This is a genomic window from Kineosporia babensis (genome assembly GCF_021129305.1).
Classification (GTDB): domain Bacteria; phylum Actinomycetota; class Actinomycetes; order Actinomycetales; family Kineosporiaceae; genus Kineosporia; species Kineosporia babensis.
The window spans coordinates 15,895-31,346 of record NZ_JAJOMB010000024.1; the positions used below are offsets into that span (position 1 = coordinate 15,895).

Sequence of the window (15,452 nt, forward strand, 5' to 3'; positions counted from 1 at the left end):
GGGGGGATGGGTCAGAAGGCAGCGAAGTACTCGCGGTGCTCCCACTCGGTGACGTTCTGGGTGACCTCGCCGGGATCGAGACCTTCGGCGGTGCACCAGTTCTCGAACCGCTCGGCCTCGCTCTCCTTGAGCTTGGTGAGGCAGGCCTGCAGGGGCGCGCCCAGCAGCGACCGCGCCGCCGGGCTCGTGCGGAAGTCCTCGAGCGCCTCGCGCAGAGACGTGGGCAGGGCCGGGTAGCCGGGCGCGAGGCCGGCTCCCCGGGCCAGGCCGTCCAGACCCGCGCTGAGCTGGGCGGCGATGGCCAGGTAGGGATTGGCGCAGGGCTCGGCTACCCGGTTCTCCAGGTGCCGGGCGGCCCCGGCGCCGGCCAGCCGCACCATGGCGCTGCGGTCTTCGGGGCTCCAGTTCACGGTGGTCGGCGACAGGGTGAACTGTGAGTCCATCCGGCGGTAGCCGTTGACCGTGGGCACCGACAGCAGGCACAGCTCCCGGGCCTGCGACAGCAGCCCGTCCAGGTAGCTGCGGCCCTCCTGCGAGAGAGGTTCGGGGCCGGCGCCGGCCAGGATGTTGCGTTGCTCCTTGGTGCTGGCCACGGACTGGTGCAGGTGCCAGCCGCTGGGGTCGAAGCTGTCCAGCCGGGGCAGGGTCATGAACGACGCGTGGTGACCGGTGCGGCGGCACGCCTGCTTGAGCTGGGTGCGCATCAGCAGCAGGGCGTCGGCAGCGTCCAGGGCCTGCAGCGGGTCCACGGTCATCTCGATCTGGCCGGGCCCCGACTCGTGCTCCATGGTCCGCAGCGGCAGTCCCAGACCCAGCAGCAGCATCCCCAGCGGGTCGACGACCTCGGCGACGGAGTCGTAGTGGCTGTCCAGGTTGAACTGGTAGCCCGAGTTCATCGCCTGCACCGCCGGGGCCGGGCCCTGCGCGCCGAAACCGTTGCCGGTGTTGGGTGGTGGCCCACCGGTCAGCCGGGTCAGGTGCCACTCCAGTTCCAGACCGATGACGGGTGACAGCTCGCGTCGCTCGTACGCCTGGCAGGTGCGGCGCAGGACCTGGCGGGCCGAGAGCGGGTGCGCCGTTCCGTCGCGCAGGAACTCGTCGCCCAGCACCCAGGCCGTGCGCGGTTCGCGGCCCGGCAGGATCTGGAACGTGGTGGGGTCGGGGACCAGGACGAAGTTGCCGGCCCCGCGCAGCTCGGCCACCCCGACCCCGGAGTCGCTCAGGAAGTCCAGGGCCACCGCGTGGCCGGTGTCGAACAGGAACGGCCCGGCGCTGAAGTCCATGCCGTTGTGCAGGGCCCGGCGAAAGACCTGGGCCGGAACCGTCTTGGAGCGGGCCAGGCCGTGCGGGTCGCAGAAGGCCACCCGCACCAGGTCGACCTGGGCCAGTTCCACCTCCACCCGCGCGGCCGCGGCCCGCTGCCGTTCGTCCCAGAGCCCGAACTCGGCGACGAACGACGGGCGCCCGACGTCACCTCGCTCGCCCTGCACCGACCACGGTCTGGACGTCATCTCGTCGCTCCTCACAGGGGGAAGGGGGTGTCATCGGAAGCCCGAGTTCGGCCTCCACCAGGTAGGCCGCCGCCAGCACGCGGGAGTCCTCGCCGACCCGCCCGGCCAGCTGCAGGCCCACCGGCAGCCGGTCGGCGCTCAGGCCCACCGGCACCGAGACGGCGGGCTGGCCGGTGAAGTTGAAGGGGTAGGTGGCCGGCGTCCAGGCCAGCCACTGCAGCGGGTCGTCGGCCAGGTGCGCCGGGGCAATGGCGTCGTGGGCGAACGGGCTCACCGGCACGGTGGGCATGGCCAGCAGGTCGTGCTCCTGCATGACCTGCTCCAGCTGGGCCCGCAGGTGCAGGCGGGTGGCTTCGGCCCGGATCACCGCACTCGCATCCAGGGTGCGCCCGTAGGCGGCCAGGGCCAGGCGGCCCGGATCGCCCAGCTCGTCCTCGCCCGAGGGGGTTTCGGCCGCCTCGCAGGCGGCCAGCAGGTCGACCAGGGCGCGGTACGGATCGGCGAAGGGAACCTCGATGCGTTTCACCTCGTATCCCAGGGCTTTCAGTACCTGCTCCGACTCCGCGCACCCTTCACGCACCTGGTCGCTGGTGCCGGGAAAGTCGATCCAGGCCACTCGCAGGGGGTGCGGGTCCAGCACCGGCTGCGGCGGGTGACTCCACGAGTCCGGGTCGCGGGGATCGGGGCCGGCCAGCACCTCCATCAGGTCGATCGCGTCGGTGACCGTCCGGGTCAGCGGGCCCACGTGGGACAGCCGGTCGGCGCCGGCCGGCACGTAGGGGATCCGCCCGAACGACGGCTTGAAGCCCACCACCCCGCAGAACGCCGCGGGGATGCGCACCGAACCGGCACCATCGGTACCCAGGGCCACATCGCAGAGGCCGGCCGAGACCGCCGCTGCCGCGCCCCCGCTGGATCCCCCGGCGGAAACGTTGCGGTTCCAGGGGTTTCGGGTGGGATCGGCGTGGGTGCTGACCGTGCTGGCGCTCCACCCGTGCTCGGAGGTGCGAGTCTTGCCCACCACGATCGCCCCGGCCGCCCGCAGCCGGGCCACCGCCGGGGCGTCCTCGGCCGGCCGGTGGTTGGGCCGCAGCGAACCGCGCCGGGTGGGCAGATCCTGCGTCTGGACAAGGTCTTTGACCGAGACGGTCACGCCGAGCAGAGGCCGGTGCCGCAGGGCTGCCTCGCCCAGTTGCGCCACCAGCCGGTCGGCCTCGGCGGCCTCGCGCAGCGCCGATTCGCCGGCGACCGACACGTAGGCGTTGAAGAGGTGGTCGTGCTCGCGGATGGCGTCCAGCGTGTGCTGGACGTGCGCGGCGATGCTGAACTCGCCGCGCAGCAGGGCCTGCCGCATCTGGCGCACGCTCCGGAAGGCCGGATCCTGTTGGGGTGCTGCAGCGATGACTGACACCCCTTCACTAAAGACACCGCAGCGACCGGGGACAAGGCCCGCACCGAGGCCGGCCCTCCGGAAGAAGCAAGCTGGGAGAAAGCCTTTCGCCGGGCCTGTTCAACTGCGGCGCCGATCCGGACGAACATCGCCACCAGGCCGAGACATCCTGCGCCAGAGCAGTCTTCGATATGTTCCGCCGGGCCGGGCTCCCTATTCTGCCAGGATGGTGATTTCCCGATACGCGCTGCCGGCCATGGCCGAGTTGTGGTCCGACCAGACCCGCCTGCGCACCTGGGTCCGGGTCGAGGTGCTGGCCACCCAGGCCCAGGGCCGCCTCGGCCGGGTGCCCCAGCCGGCCGTGGCCGAGATCTCCCGGGCCCCGGTACCCACCCCCGAACGGGTGCGCGAGCTGGAACGTGAGCGCGACCACGAGATCCTGGCCTTCCTCAGCGCCTTCTGCGAGCGCCTGCCCGAGGACTCGGCCCGCTGGGTGCACCTGGGCATGACCAGCTACGACGTGGTCGACACGGCCCTGGGGCACACCCTGGCCCGTTCGGGCGACCTGGTGCTGCAGGCCGCCACCGGGCTGCGGGCCACGCTGGCCACCCGCGCCCAGGAGCACTGGAACACACTGTGCATCGGGCGTACTCACGGCATGCACGCCGAGCCCACCACGTTCGGCCACAAGCTGGCCGGCTTCGCCTTCGCCATCGATCGCTCGATCCACCGGCTGCGCGCGGCCCGGGCCGCCGTGGCGGTGGGCACGATCTCGGGTTCGGTCGGCACGTACTCGCTGATCGACCCGTACGTGGAGCAGGAGGTGTGCCGGGAGCTCGGGCTGGGCGTCGAGCCGGCCCCCAGCCAGGTGGTGGCCCGCGACCGGCACGCCGAGATGGTGCTGGCCCTGGCCACTCTGGGCGCCTGCGTGGAGCAGATCGCCACCGAGATCCGGTTGCTGTCGCGCAGTGAGATCCGCGAGGTCGAGGAGCCCCGTCCGGGCCGTTACCAGGGCTCCAGCGCGATGCCGCACAAGCGGAATCCGACCGGCAGCGAGCGCCTGGTCGGCCTGGCCCGCCTGCTGCGGGGGCACGCCGGGGCCGTGCTGGAAGACGTTGCCCTGTGGCACGAACGGGACCTGTCGCACTCATCGGTGGAGCGGGTGGTCCTGCCCGACTCGATGATGCTGGCGCACTACCAGGTGCGCGCGGCCGACGACCTGGTGGCCGAGCTGCGGGTGGACACCGGGCGGATGCGCGCGGCGCTGGAGCAGGGCAACGGCCTGATCTACAGCTCGGCCGTGCTGGCCGAACTGCTCGAACGCGGGGTGGAACGCGAGGCGGCGTACCGGGGCGTGCAGGCCGCCGCCGACGGGGCCGCCCGCGGCGCCGAGAACTTCGAGGTGCTGCTGCGCCGTAGCGGTCTCGACGTCGGGAAGCTGCGGCCCGAGCGGTTTCTGGAGCATCATGATGTCGTCCTCAAACGATTGGAGATGCTGAGTCATGTGGCAGATTGAGCGTGAGCCCGGCCCCGGCCTCGACCTGCAGGAGGTACTGGAGGTCTACCGTTCCTCCGGGCTGGGCGAGCGGCGGCCGGTGGCCGACACCGGCCGGATGGCGGCCATGGTGCGCAACGCCAACCTGGTGGTGACCTGCCGGATCGAGGGCCGGCTGGTGGGGCTGGCGCGCTGCGTGTCGGACTTCTCCTACGTCACCTACCTGTCCGACATCGCGGTGAGCGCCGATCAGCAGCGCACCGGCATCGGCCGGGCGCTGATCGAGGCGGTGCAGAAGGAGGCCCCGACGGCCAAGGTCGTGCTGCTGTCGGCGCCGGCCGCGGTGGAGTACTACCCGCACATCGGTTTCAGCCAGCACTCCTCGGCCTGGGTCCTCAATCCCTGAAACCGCTCGCGCTGGTTCGGGATCGCCCGAGGGCGGTCCCGAACTAGTCGGCCTCCTGGGCCAGACGTTCCGCGCGCTGGTCGGCATCGCGCTTGACCAGCGCGGCGTAGTGGCCGCCCAGGCCCAGAAGCTGCTCGTGGGTGCCGCGTTCGACGATCCGGCCCTGGTCCAGCACCACGATCTCGTCGGCATTGATCACCGTGGAGAGCCGGTGGGCGATCGTCACCGTGGTGCGCCCGGCACTGGCCGCCTCGATGGCCTGCTGCACCGCCAGCTCGGTCTGGGTGTCCAGGGCGCTGGTGGCCTCGTCGAGCACCAGGACGGCCGGATCACGCAGCACGGCGCGGGCGATGGCCAGCCGCTGCTTCTCACCCCCGGAGAAGCGGTAGCCCCGCTCCCCCACCACGGTCTCGTACCCGTCCGGCAAGGACTGCAGGTAGTCGTGGATGTGCGCAGTGCGGGCCGCAGCCTCCAGCTCCTCCTGGCTCGCCCCGGGCCGGGCGAACCGCAGGTTCTCGGCAACCGAGGCGTTGAACAGGTAGGTCTCCTGGAAGACGGTGCCCACGGCGGCCGCGAGGGAGTCGAAGGACAGGTCCTTCACGTCGACCCCGTCGATACTCACCCGGCCCGAGGTGGCGTCGTACAGGCGTGGTATCAGGTAGCTCAGCGTCGTCTTGCCCGAGCCGGTCTCGCCCACGATGGCCAGGCTCCGGCCGGGCTCGACCGTCACATCGATCTCGCTGAGGGTGGGCCGGTGCGCCCCCGGGTAGGCGAAACTCACCGCCTCCAGCCGCAGCTCGCCCCGAACCCGCTCCAGCGAGACCGGGTTGCTGCTCTCGGCCACGTCCACCGGCAGGTCCAGGTACTCGAAGATCCGGCCGAACAGTTCCAGGGAGCTCTGGATCTCCACCCCCACGTCCAGCAGCTGCACCGCCGGTCGCAGCAGGTTGGTCTGCAGGGTGGTGAAGGCGACCAGGGTGCCGATCGAGATCTGGTTCGGGCCGGCCCCGTTGGCCAGTCCGGCCACCCAGTAGATCACCGCCGGCATCGAGGCCATGATCACCCACACCGACGACTGGGTCCAGCGCCCGGCCATGTGCGAACGCACCTCGAGATCGGACAGTTTCGCCGACTCGCGGTCCAGGTCGGCGGTCAGCGAGCGGGTGCGGCCCATGGTGTGGCCGAGCAGCACCCCGCTCACCGACAGCGATTCCTGCACGGTGGAGCTGATCACGGCGAGCTGGCGCTGGCGCTCGCGGGTGATGTGCCGCCGCTCCTTGCCCACCCGGCGGCTGATCCAGACGAACAGCGGGAGCATCAGCAGCGAGGCGATGGTCAGCCGCCAGTCCAGCACCGCCATGGCCAGGACGGTGGCGGTGAAGATGGTCAGGTCCGAGACGATGGTGGACGCGGTGGTGGTCAGGGTGGCCTGCATCCCCCCGATGTCGTTGGCGATGCGCGACTGCACCTCGCCGGTGCGGGTGCGGGTGAAGAAGGCCAGCGACATCCGCTGCAGGTGGGCGTACACGGCGGTGCGCAGGTCGTGCATCACCTGCTGGCCGATCCGGGTGGCCAGGTAGGTCTGCCAGACGTTGAACGAGCTGTTCACCACCGCCACCACGATCATGCCCAGGGCGAGCACGCTGAGCAGGCCGGTGCGCCCCTCGGGCAGCGCCACGTCCATGATCTCCCGGATCAGGAACGGGTTGATCAGGGTGACCAGGGTGGAGGCGACCACCAGCACCGCCACGAACGACAGGCGCCGGCGGTAGGCCCCGAACAGCCCGGCCACCCGGCGCAGCGACACGTGATGGGGGTCAGCCGTACTCATCCGAACCTCCTGCGCTCACTACCGCTCAGCCCGCTCAGCGCAGTCGCTCCAGCAGGGAGTTCCAGACCATCTGCTCGTGCTGGCTCAGTGCCGTCGGCGGTGGTGAGAGATCCGCCCCTTCGGGACGGGGCCAGAACTCCGGCGGTGGGCCCACCCACACGCAGGCCGACCCGATCAGCCCGTTCATCACGAAGCGCCCGGTGCTGCGCAGCACCCGACGCAGCCGGGGGCTAGTCATGCGGGAGCGCCACCTCCACCTCACCCTGCACGACGCGCACCGGGTAGGTATCGATCGGCTTCTGCGCCGGCGGATTGGTGGCCGCGCCGGTCCGCAGATCGAAACACGATCCGTGCAGCCAGCATTCGATCACGCCACCGTACACCTCGCCCTCGGAGAGGGACACGTCCGCGTGCGAGCAGCGGTCGCTCACCGCGAACACCTCGTCCCCCTGGCGTACCACCGCAATGGTTCTGGAGCCGACCTGGAAGGGTCGCGGCCGCCCCGGGCGTAGTTCCCGCAACGAGCAGACCCGCACGAACGTGTCCGGCTGCGGGGCGGATCCGGTGACGGAGTGGTCTGCGGAATGCGTCATATCACTCTCCGAAAGGTGCTCGATCAGGGGGTGGCGGCCGACAGCCGGCCGGCCTCGCGCAGGTCGTGCACCCGCCGGGCCTTGGAGACGGCGCGTTCCAGGGTGTTGGGCGCCAGGATCTCCACGTCGAAGTGAATGTTGGTCTCCAGCTTGAGCTTGCGCCGCACCCGCCCGGCCAGGTCCTCGCGCAGGGCGGGCGTGTCCGCGGGCCAGGACGGGTCGTGCTCCACCCGTACCAGCGCCCGGTCCAGGCTCTGCTGCCGCTCCAGCACGATCACGAACTCCACCCCGGTACCCGGCACCTCCAGCAGCACCCGCTGCACCTGGCTGGGGTAGACGTTGGCGCCCCGGATGATCAGCATGTCGTCCAGGCGCCCGTAGATGCCCTGCGGCAGGCGCGGGTAGCTCCGGCCGCAGGAGCACGGCTCGTAGGTCATGTGGGACTCGTCGCCGGAGTAGAACCGGATCATCGGCTGGGAGTCGCGGTGCAGATGGGTGTACACGACGCCGCCGCTGACCCCTTCGGCCGCCGGCACCGAAGAGTCGTTCTTGTCCACGATCTCGGTCCACACCTCGTCCTGCAGCACGTGCACCCCGGCCCCGGCCGAGCACTCCACGTTGGTCGCCCAGGGCGTCATCTCCGAGGTCGTGGCCATGTCCCGCACGTCGATCCCCCACCCGTCGGCCAGGACCCGGCGGGTGGCCGGGATCGCCGCACCGGGCTCCCCGATGAAGATGCCCAGGCGCAGCGGTGATCGCGTGGTGTCGTAGCCCAGGGTGCGGGCCACCTCCAGCATGTGCAGCGCATAGGTCGGCGTGGTCACCAGCACGGTGCTGCCCACCCGGTACATCAGCTCGATCTGCCGCTCGGTCTCCCCGGCGCCGATCGGGAAGGCCCCGGCGCCCACTCTCTGGCACCCCAGCAGAGCGCCCCACCCGCCCATGAACAGGCTGAACACCGTGGCCAGTTGCGCGGTGTCCTGCGGGCCCACACCGGCGACGGCGAACGCGCGGCCCATCACCTGAGCGGTGTGTTCCCAGTCGGCGGCGGAGAAGGCGTAGAGCGTGGGCTTGCCGGTGGTGCCCGACGATCCGTGCACGCGTACCACCTGGTCGCGGTCCACGCCCAGGTAGGAGCCGAACGGCGGGTGCAGCACCTGGTCGTCGCGCAGCATGGCCTTGGTGATCACCGGCACCCGGGCGGTGAAGTCGGCCAGCGAGCGCACCTGCTCGGGGCGGAAGCCGTGGGCGTCGTAGTGCTGCCGGTAGAAGGGCAGGTTCTCGTAGACGTAGTGCAACTGCTGCTGCACCCGCTCCAGCACCCGGGCCTCACGTTCTGCCCGCGGCATCCTCTCGAGCCTGCCGACCTCGCCCTGGACCATGTCGCTCCCGCCGTCTGCCGGTGTCGCCTGGGGCGCCCGGGCCGGGTCTCCGTCTGCCGGCGTCAGCCTGGTGCAGCCGGCTGGAGGTCCGCTCGAGCCGCAGTGGTCGCCAAGGTGGTCAGGATCTGAGAAGCGACCCGCGCGAGCGCGCCTCTAGCGTTGACGGTATGGAGATCACCATCCACCAGAGCTTCCTGCCGCACCTCGACGCGGACGCCTCACTCGTCTTCTACCGGGACATACTCGGCTTCGAGGTACGTAACGACGTCGGCTACGACGACATGCGCTGGATCACCGTCGGCCCGGCCGGCCAGCCGGACACCTCGCTGGTGCTGCAGCCCCCGATGGCCGATCCGGGGATCACCGAGGCCGAGCGCACCATGGTCACCGAGATGATGCTCAAGGGCACCTTCGCCGGGATCAACCTGGCCACCAGCGACCTGGACGGTACGTTCGAGCGGCTGCAGGGCCAGGACGTGGAGGTGGTCCAGGAGCCCATCGACCAGCCGTACGGGGTGCGTGACTTCGCGCTGCGCGACCCGGCCGGCAACCTCATCCGTTTCCAGCAGATCGCCTGAACCGTCTCGTGTAAGGAGTTCCACCATGACTTTCGCCCTTGATGTCCTCGACCTGGCCGTCCCCGAGGTCGCCACCGCGGAGAACTTCTACAAGGCCACGTTCGCCCCGCAGGCCACCGAGCAGGGCGAGTCCGTGGACCTCGACCTGCACGGCACGGCGCAGGTGGGCCTGCACCAGAGCGACGCCCTGGCCGCCACGGTGGGCACCCCGGCCACCACCGACGGGTTCCGTGGTTTCGTCATCTCGTACGTGCTCAAGCAGCCGACCGAGGTGCAGACCCTGGTCGAGGCCGCCCGGCAGCAGGGCGCCACGGTGCTCAAGCCGCCGAAGAAGTCGCTGTTCGCCGGGTTCTCCGCGGTGTACCGCACCCCGGACGGCTCGATCTGGAAGCTCGCCGCCCCGCACCGCAAGGACGACGGCCCGGCCCAGAACCCGCCGGTACCCACCGAGGTCGGCGCGCTGCTGGGGGTGCAGGACACCAAGGCCTCCAAGGCGTTCTACGAGGCCCTCGGCATGAAGGTCGACCGCGACTACGGCGACAAGTACATCGACTTCCACGTCGAGGAGGGCCGGTGCCGCCTGGCCCTGATGCCCCGCAAGACCCTGGCCAAGGACGCCGGTGTGGAAGAGAGCGGTTCCGGCTTCCACCACAGCGTGTTCACGTACCGGGCCGACTCGCGCGAGGAGGCCGACCTGCTCCTGAGCGCCGCCGCGTCCTCGGGCGGAAAGGTCGCCGTCCCGGCCGCAGAGGACGAGAACGGCACCTACCGGGGTGCTTTCAGTGACCCGGACGGCAACCTCTGGAACGTCACGGTCAAGTAGAGGACGACGGACGCTCTCGTGCGGGGGTTCCCGGAACCACTGGTGCAGTCCAGGGTTCCCCCGCACGCGCGCCCACCGTCCTCTGCTCTGGAATCAGCCGGCCGCGGGAACCGGAGCGGGACTGGCCGCACAGGAGGCGTCCGCTCCCCGCTTGGCCGTCGGCCGGGAACCGTCCTTCAGGTAGTTGCTCACGTAGGCGTTCATGCACGCGTTGGCGTTACCGGTCAGCGACGAACCGTGGAAGTTCCCGTCCCGCTCCAGCACGAAACGGGAGTTCGGGAAACGCGCATGGGCATCCAGCGCGCCCTGCACCGGCATCGCCCCGTCGTTCTCCGGCTGCAGCATCAGGATGTTCACCCCGGAGTGCCCCACCTTCTGCGGCTGGCCGGCCGGCACCGGCCAGAACGCACAGGGCGCGTTGTACCAGCCGTTGGCCCAGGTCATGAACGTGTTGCCCTGCCGCTGCTGACGCTGCAGGTCGGTGCGCCAGCGAGACCAGTCGCGAGGCCAGGCCGCGTCACTGCACTGCACCGAGGTGTACATCGCGTAGGTGTTCATCGCCGGGAACTCGCGCTGCTCGGCGTAATTGGCCCGCAGCCCGCTCGGGTCGCCGCGCAGCACCCAGTCGGCCAGCACCTGGGCGTGCGGGATCCAGGCGTAGGTGCGGTAGGCATTCACCAGGAAGATGTCGCTGTACTCGGCCGGGCCGATCCGGCCGTCGATCGGCGCCTCGGCGAGGGCGTTCAGGCCCTTGTGGTAGTTCTTCTCGACCGCGGCCTGCGTGGTGCCCAGCCCGTACACCGAGTGGTATTTCGCGATCCAGGCGAAGAACTCCCCGGCCCGCTTCTCGAAGGCCACGTTCTGCTTGAGCATGTTCTCGTAGCCCACGCCGTCGGGCGCCGCCACGGTGTCCAGCACCATCCGGCGCACCCGGTCCGGGAACATCGAGGCGTACACCTCACCGAGGTACGTGCCGTAGGAGAAGCCCAGGTAGTTCAGGGTTTTCTGGCCCAGGGCGGCCCGGATCAGGTCCATGTCCCGGGCGGTGTCCTTGGTGTTGAGGTACTTCAGGGTGTTGCCGTACTTGTCGCCGCAGCTGTCCGCGTACTTGCGGGCCTCCCGGAGCCACTTCTTCTCCTCGGCGACCGTGCGGGGAACGTAGTCGGGCCGGGCCGAACCCGGGGAAAGGTAGTCCGGTGAACAGGTCACCGACGGCTCGCTCGCCCCGACCCCCCGCGGGTCGAACCCGATCCAGTCGTAGGTGGCCCCGACCGAGACCGGCAAACCCACCGACCCGTTGGCGAACCGGGTGGGCAGGTCACGCCCGAAGCTGCCCGGCCACTGCCCCCGGTTGAGCAGCACGATGCCCTGGTACTGCGCCTGCGGCACGGTGTGTTTCGCCCGGGTGAGCGCCAGCGTGATGGTGCCCCGGGAAGGCCGGGAGTGATCGAGCGGCACGTCCAGCGAACCGCATTCCAGACCGGCCAGTGCTCCCCCGACGATCGGGTCGTCCGCCGGGCACGGCGACCACGAGATCGCCGACGGGGCGGCACTCGGCGCCCCCCGCTCGACGATGTCCGCAACGGCCGGCCCGGGAACCAGTGGCCCGGCCAGTCCGGCCGCGGCCACTGTCGCCAGGACAGCCGCCATCAAGGATCTTTTCACGAGAACCCCCTGCGTGCGGGCCGTTTGACCAGCCCGTTCCTGAATGTGCGGCGAAGCTACCACGGAGTTCGGCGCTCGCTCAGGCAAGTCGCCGATCCTTCATCGGTGCAGGTCACGGCCTCCACCACGGCTCGAGTCGCTCTCGAGCGCCGCTCGAGTGAGAGAGCTTTCGTTACCACGGTTTCCGCCGGGGTTCGACCCGCCCTGTAGAGGCGGACGGCAGGCTCACGGATCAGGCGGTGGCCGGTTCCTCGCTGCGGACAGGAGAGCAGACGGTGCAGAAGATCTCGCTGGCAATGCTGGAGGACATCATGCGTGAGCATGCCTGGGCCGGTGACTGGCCCTCGTTCGAGCAGGCCCAGGACAGCTCGTTCGAGGATCTCGGCTACGACTCCCTGGCCCGGATGGAGACCCACACGCGGCTGCGCCGTCAGTTCAACGTCACCATCGAGGAGGACGACTTCGACCGGGTCGCCACCCCGCGCACCCTGGTCGATTTCGTGAACTCGCACCACAGCGTCACCTGAATCTCGTTCTGCCACAAAGACAGCGGCCCACCGGATCTCATGTCCGGTGGGCCGCCGTCGTGCGGGGTGTTCAGCAGGGAGTGGGGTGCTGCAGCCGCTGGCGGGCCACCGCCAGGAGATCACCGTCGGCGCGCCGCACGGCCACGTCCACCACGTCCGTACCGTCGGTGTCGCTGAACGTGCTGATCTGCACGCCCAGGACGTCCTCGGCGTTGGCGTTGGCGATGAAACACAGCTGCCGGTCCAGCACCCGGCGGCTCAGGAACGCGCTGGCCGGCCGCTGCAGGCTGCGCCACAGGCTCAGCACCGCCCAGTCGACGATCGAGAAGTACGAGGCGAAGTACAGCAGTCCCACCCCGTTGAGGTCCCGGCTGGCGTTGACCTGGTAGTCCAGGTTCAGGGTGGCCCGGGCCGGCGGCTCCGCCTCGGTGCGGAAGCCGACGTTGCGCCGGGCCGAGGCCCAGGTCCGCCGGGGCGTGTGGCGGTCCGGCACCACCGGCAGGTGCGCCGTGCGAAAGCCCGCCGGGGTGGCCGGGCGAAGGCCGTGATTGGTGCCGTGCCCGGAACGCTGGATCCACCGGTTGAAGTTCTCCACGTGGATGGTCTGCGGGGCCCGGTAGCCGAAGAAGCTCTCCACGTCGTCGGCACTGCCGTCCGGCTCGGCCGGCGACGACGATGACGCCAAGGTGGCCCGGTGCACCGTCAGCAGGGAGTCACCACCGCTGGACATCACCTTGGAACGCACCCGCAGCCGGTCGCCGAAGGTCAGGTCCTCCGCGCACAGGCCGGTCGCCGACCGGACCCGGAAATAGGCGAACGACAGGTACACCGGGTTGCCCTCGTCGTCCACCGCCGTGTACGGGTCGATCCCGCAGGCCGAACCCACCGCGTCCCAGGTCCAGTCGCCCAGCTGCCCGACGAACAGCGAGTTGTTGCCGCACATCGCCGGGGTGATCAGCTCGACCCGTTCCAGCCATCCGCGCTCCCCCCGGCGCAGCGCCGGCCGGCCCACCGGGGTGAACGCGTCCGGCCGGATGAACACCTCCGGCCCCGCGCCGCCCCGGGTGCCCGGCGGATCCGTTCGTTCCTGCGTGATCTGCCCAGTCCCATGCGCCATTCTGCTGCCCTCTCGTGGATGCGGTGCTTTCCGCAACGTGGCAGCCGGCGCCCCAGTCTGACTCAAGGGAAACTCCGCCGGTGGTCGAACCCGCAGGTCCGCAGGAGCGGCAGGGACGCGCTCGGACGTCCCTGCCGCCCGGTGACACTCAGCTCCAGGAGTCCACCGGAGCCTGGCGCACCGTGGTGTTCAGCCGGTTGAAGAAGTTGGCGGTGGCCACGTGCAGGATGATCGCCGCCAGCTGCTTCTCGTCGAAGTGGTCCGCGACGGCGTCCCAGATCTCCTCGCTCACCGAGCCCGGGTTGTCGGCCAGCCGGGTCATCGCCTCGGCCAGCGCCAGGGCGGCCCGCTCGGCGTCGTCGAAGAGCGGTGACTCCGCCCAGCCGGGCAGCGCCAGCATCCGCTCGGTGCTCAGCCCCACCTTGGCGGCGTTCTGCACACCGGTGTGGATACAGGCCGTGCACCCGTTGATCTGGCTGGCCCGCAGATGCACCAGCTCCAGCGTCTGCTCCGGCACCCCACCGGAGTGGATGGCCGCCATCAGGTGCCCCACCCCCTGGTACGTCTCCGGCAACAGGGCCGCCGGGTTGCTCATCCGCTGCTTCAGTTCACTCACGCGTTCTCTCCTGACGAGTTCGGTTCAACGGGTCATCCGGTCTGACGTACGGGGCGGGCCGGAGGTAACACGGGCCCGGGCCGTTCCCGCACCGGAGAGAACCGATCCTTCCGCTGACCTTCGAGTAACCCTCCACCCGCGGAACGCAGGCTCGGGACGAAAATCGTTCACCGGCTTGGGGGTCAGGCGTCTTGGACCGGTCACGGATGTTAGGGCGAGTGCCGCGGACAGCGGGCAGGTGTTCCGATGGCTGAGCGGACGGCGGTCATCACCGGCCTGGGTGTGGTCGCACCGGGTGGGACAGGAAGCAAGGCGTTCTGGGAGACCGTCACCTCGGGGCGCACGGCCACCCGGGCGATCACGGCGTTCGATGCCACGGGCTTTCGCTCCCGGATCGCTGCGGAGGTGGACTTCGCTGCGGCTGAGGCCGAACTGTCGGCCCGGGAACTGCGGCGGCTGGACCGGGCAGCGCAGTTCGCGCTGGTCGCCACCCGCGAGGCGATGAGCGACAGCGCGATCGCCCCCGGGCAGGTGGATCCGCACCGCACCGGCGTGAGCCTGGGCACCGCCGTGGGCTCGACCTGCAACCTCGAGTCCGAGTACCTGGTGATGAGCGACAACGGCCGCGAGTGGCTGCTGGACCACCGCTACGCCAGCCCGCACCTGTACGACTACTACATGCCCGGCTCGATGGCCGGCGAACTGGCCTGGGAGGCCGACGCGCAGGGCCCGGTGGCGGCGATCTCGGCCGGCTGTACCTCCGGCCTGGACGCGGTCGGTCACGCGGTCGACCTGATCGAGGAGGGTGCGGCCGACGTGATGATCACCGGCGGTACCGACGCCCCGGTCTCACCGATCACCGTGGCCTGTTTCGACGCGATCAAGGCGACCTCCTCCAGCAATGACGACGCCACGCACGCCCTGCGCCCGTTCGACCGCAACCGCAACGGGTTCGTGCTCGGCGAGGGGGCGGCCGTGATGGTGCTGGAGTCCGAGGCCCACGCCCGGGCCCGGGGAGCCCGGATCTACGCCCGGATCAGCGGTTTCGCCTCCCGCACCAACGCCTACCACATGACCGGGCTGAAGGCCGACGGCACCGAGATGGCCGCGGCGATCACCGCCGCGCTGCGCCACAGCGGTCTTTCGGCCACCGACCTGGACTACGTGTGCGCCCACGGCACCGCCACCCGGCAGAACGACCGGCACGAGACCGCCGCCCTGAAGAAGTCGCTGGGGGCGCACGCCTACGCCACGCCGGTGAGCTCGATCAAGTCGATGATCGGGCACTCGCTGGGGGCCGTCGGCGCCATCGAGATCGCGGCCTGCGCCCTGGCGATCGAGCAGGGCGTGATCCCGCCGACCGCCAACCTGCACGATCCCGACCCCGAGCTGGACCTCGACTACGTGCCGCTGCAGGCCCGCCGCCAGCCCCTGGACGCGGTGCTGAACATCGGCAGCGGATTCGGCGGTTTCCAGAGCGCCATGATCCTGACCCGTCCCGGAGCCGGAGAGCCGTGA

The 15,452-nt window shown here is 70.4% G+C and carries 15 protein-coding genes; 6 read left to right on the forward strand and 9 right to left on the reverse strand.

Annotated elements, in window-relative coordinates; genetic code table 11:
• Nucleotides 1–11: 11 nt before the first annotated feature.
• The gene (locus LR394_RS32860; RefSeq protein ID WP_231448519.1) at nucleotides 12–1,511 is read right to left on the reverse strand and encodes a type I glutamate--ammonia ligase; all 1,500 of its coding nucleotides are present in this window, start codon (nucleotides 1,509–1,511) and stop codon (nucleotides 12–14) included.
• The gene (locus LR394_RS32865) at nucleotides 1,471–2,865 is read right to left on the reverse strand and encodes an amidase (protein ID WP_269330200.1); all 1,395 of its coding nucleotides are present in this window, start codon (nucleotides 2,863–2,865) and stop codon (nucleotides 1,471–1,473) included. Before LR394_RS32865 ends, LR394_RS32860 begins: the two co-directional genes overlap by 41 nt.
• A gap of 262 nt (nucleotides 2,866–3,127) precedes the next feature.
• Here LR394_RS32865 and purB point away from each other — a divergent pair, with 262 nt between their 5' ends.
• Nucleotides 3,128–4,417 (forward strand): adenylosuccinate lyase, encoded by a 1,290-nt coding sequence (gene purB / locus LR394_RS32870; protein ID WP_231448521.1) that lies wholly within the window; start codon nucleotides 3,128–3,130, stop codon nucleotides 4,415–4,417.
• Nucleotides 4,404–4,802, forward strand: a complete 399-nt coding sequence (locus tag LR394_RS32875) for a GNAT family N-acetyltransferase (protein ID WP_231448522.1) — start codon at nucleotides 4,404–4,406, stop codon at nucleotides 4,800–4,802. The genes purB and LR394_RS32875 overlap by 14 nt, the downstream gene beginning before the upstream one ends.
• Nucleotides 4,803–4,845: 43 nt before the next feature.
• Here LR394_RS32875 and LR394_RS32880 read toward each other — a convergent pair whose 3' ends face one another.
• From LR394_RS32880 to LR394_RS32895, 4 genes are read right to left on the reverse strand one after another with little or no spacing between them, the layout of a single operon-like run.
• Entirely contained in the window at nucleotides 4,846–6,633 is a 1,788-nt protein-coding gene (locus tag LR394_RS32880; protein ID WP_269330188.1) for an ABC transporter ATP-binding protein, read from the reverse strand.
• A gap of 34 nt (nucleotides 6,634–6,667) precedes the next feature.
• The gene (locus LR394_RS32885; protein WP_231448523.1) at nucleotides 6,668–6,871 is read right to left on the reverse strand and encodes a hypothetical protein; all 204 of its coding nucleotides are present in this window, start codon (nucleotides 6,869–6,871) and stop codon (nucleotides 6,668–6,670) included.
• Nucleotides 6,864–7,226, reverse strand: a complete 363-nt coding sequence (locus LR394_RS32890) for a non-heme iron oxygenase ferredoxin subunit (protein ID WP_231448524.1) — start codon at nucleotides 7,224–7,226, stop codon at nucleotides 6,864–6,866. Before LR394_RS32890 ends, LR394_RS32885 begins: the two co-directional genes overlap by 8 nt.
• Before the next feature lie 23 nt (nucleotides 7,227–7,249).
• Nucleotides 7,250–8,575 carry a phenylacetate--CoA ligase family protein gene (locus LR394_RS32895; RefSeq protein WP_231448525.1) on the reverse strand — a complete coding sequence of 442 codons (1,326 nt, stop codon included), beginning with the start codon at nucleotides 8,573–8,575 and terminating at the stop codon, nucleotides 7,250–7,252.
• A 200-nt stretch (nucleotides 8,576–8,775) separates the two neighbouring features.
• Between LR394_RS32895 and LR394_RS32900 the strand changes: the two genes are divergently transcribed.
• Both LR394_RS32900 and LR394_RS32905 read left to right on the forward strand, forming a co-directional pair.
• Nucleotides 8,776–9,186, forward strand: a complete 411-nt coding sequence (locus LR394_RS32900; protein WP_231448526.1) for a VOC family protein — start codon at nucleotides 8,776–8,778, stop codon at nucleotides 9,184–9,186.
• Nucleotides 9,187–9,211: 25 nt separating this feature from the next.
• Nucleotides 9,212–10,009: a VOC family protein gene (locus LR394_RS32905; protein ID WP_231448527.1), complete on the forward strand. Its 798-nt coding sequence runs from the start codon at nucleotides 9,212–9,214 to the stop codon at nucleotides 10,007–10,009.
• Between the two features lie 93 nt (nucleotides 10,010–10,102).
• On the opposite strand, the gene LR394_RS32910 is transcribed toward LR394_RS32905, so the two are convergent.
• Nucleotides 10,103–11,659: an alpha/beta fold hydrolase gene (locus LR394_RS32910; protein WP_231448528.1), complete on the reverse strand. Its 1,557-nt coding sequence runs from the start codon at nucleotides 11,657–11,659 to the stop codon at nucleotides 10,103–10,105.
• A 290-nt stretch (nucleotides 11,660–11,949) separates the two neighbouring features.
• Between LR394_RS32910 and LR394_RS32915 the strand changes: the two genes are divergently transcribed.
• The gene (locus LR394_RS32915; protein WP_231448529.1) at nucleotides 11,950–12,201 is read left to right on the forward strand and encodes an acyl carrier protein; all 252 of its coding nucleotides are present in this window, start codon (nucleotides 11,950–11,952) and stop codon (nucleotides 12,199–12,201) included.
• Between the two features lie 70 nt (nucleotides 12,202–12,271).
• Here LR394_RS32915 and LR394_RS32920 read toward each other — a convergent pair whose 3' ends face one another.
• Nucleotides 12,272–13,318: an LnmK family bifunctional acyltransferase/decarboxylase gene (locus LR394_RS32920; protein ID WP_231448530.1), complete on the reverse strand. Its 1,047-nt coding sequence runs from the start codon at nucleotides 13,316–13,318 to the stop codon at nucleotides 12,272–12,274.
• A gap of 148 nt (nucleotides 13,319–13,466) precedes the next feature.
• Nucleotides 13,467–13,934 (reverse strand): carboxymuconolactone decarboxylase family protein, encoded by a 468-nt coding sequence (locus LR394_RS32925; protein WP_231448531.1) that lies wholly within the window; start codon nucleotides 13,932–13,934, stop codon nucleotides 13,467–13,469.
• A 246-nt stretch (nucleotides 13,935–14,180) separates the two neighbouring features.
• Here LR394_RS32925 and LR394_RS32930 point away from each other — a divergent pair, with 246 nt between their 5' ends.
• On the forward strand, nucleotides 14,181–15,452 hold the full coding sequence (locus tag LR394_RS32930; protein WP_231448532.1) for a beta-ketoacyl-[acyl-carrier-protein] synthase family protein: 1,272 nt from the start codon (nucleotides 14,181–14,183) through the stop codon (nucleotides 15,450–15,452).

What these genes read in the sequence shown, in the direction of transcription:
- LR394_RS32860 (WP_231448519.1), bottom strand. Translation starts at nt 1,511, where the DNA reads ATGACGTCCAGACCGTGGTCGGTGCAGGGCGAGCGAGGTGACGTCGGG.
- LR394_RS32865 (WP_269330200.1), bottom strand. Translation starts at nt 2,865, where the DNA reads ATGCGGCAGGCCCTGCTGCGCGGCGAGTTCAGCATCGCCGCGCACGTC.
- purB (WP_231448521.1), top strand. Translation starts at nt 3,128, where the DNA reads ATGGTGATTTCCCGATACGCGCTGCCGGCCATGGCCGAGTTGTGGTCC.
- LR394_RS32875 (WP_231448522.1), top strand. Translation starts at nt 4,404, where the DNA reads ATGTGGCAGATTGAGCGTGAGCCCGGCCCCGGCCTCGACCTGCAGGAG.
- LR394_RS32880 (WP_269330188.1), bottom strand. Translation starts at nt 6,633, where the DNA reads ATGAGTACGGCTGACCCCCATCACGTGTCGCTGCGCCGGGTGGCCGGG.
- LR394_RS32885 (WP_231448523.1), bottom strand. Translation starts at nt 6,871, where the DNA reads ATGACTAGCCCCCGGCTGCGTCGGGTGCTGCGCAGCACCGGGCGCTTC.
- LR394_RS32890 (WP_231448524.1), bottom strand. Translation starts at nt 7,226, where the DNA reads ATGACGCATTCCGCAGACCACTCCGTCACCGGATCCGCCCCGCAGCCG.
- LR394_RS32895 (WP_231448525.1), bottom strand. Translation starts at nt 8,575, where the DNA reads ATGCCGCGGGCAGAACGTGAGGCCCGGGTGCTGGAGCGGGTGCAGCAG.
- LR394_RS32900 (WP_231448526.1), top strand. Translation starts at nt 8,776, where the DNA reads ATGGAGATCACCATCCACCAGAGCTTCCTGCCGCACCTCGACGCGGAC.
- LR394_RS32905 (WP_231448527.1), top strand. Translation starts at nt 9,212, where the DNA reads ATGACTTTCGCCCTTGATGTCCTCGACCTGGCCGTCCCCGAGGTCGCC.
- LR394_RS32910 (WP_231448528.1), bottom strand. Translation starts at nt 11,659, where the DNA reads ATGGCGGCTGTCCTGGCGACAGTGGCCGCGGCCGGACTGGCCGGGCCA.
- LR394_RS32920 (WP_231448530.1), bottom strand. Translation starts at nt 13,318, where the DNA reads ATGGCGCATGGGACTGGGCAGATCACGCAGGAACGAACGGATCCGCCG.
- LR394_RS32930 (WP_231448532.1), top strand. Translation starts at nt 14,181, where the DNA reads ATGGCTGAGCGGACGGCGGTCATCACCGGCCTGGGTGTGGTCGCACCG.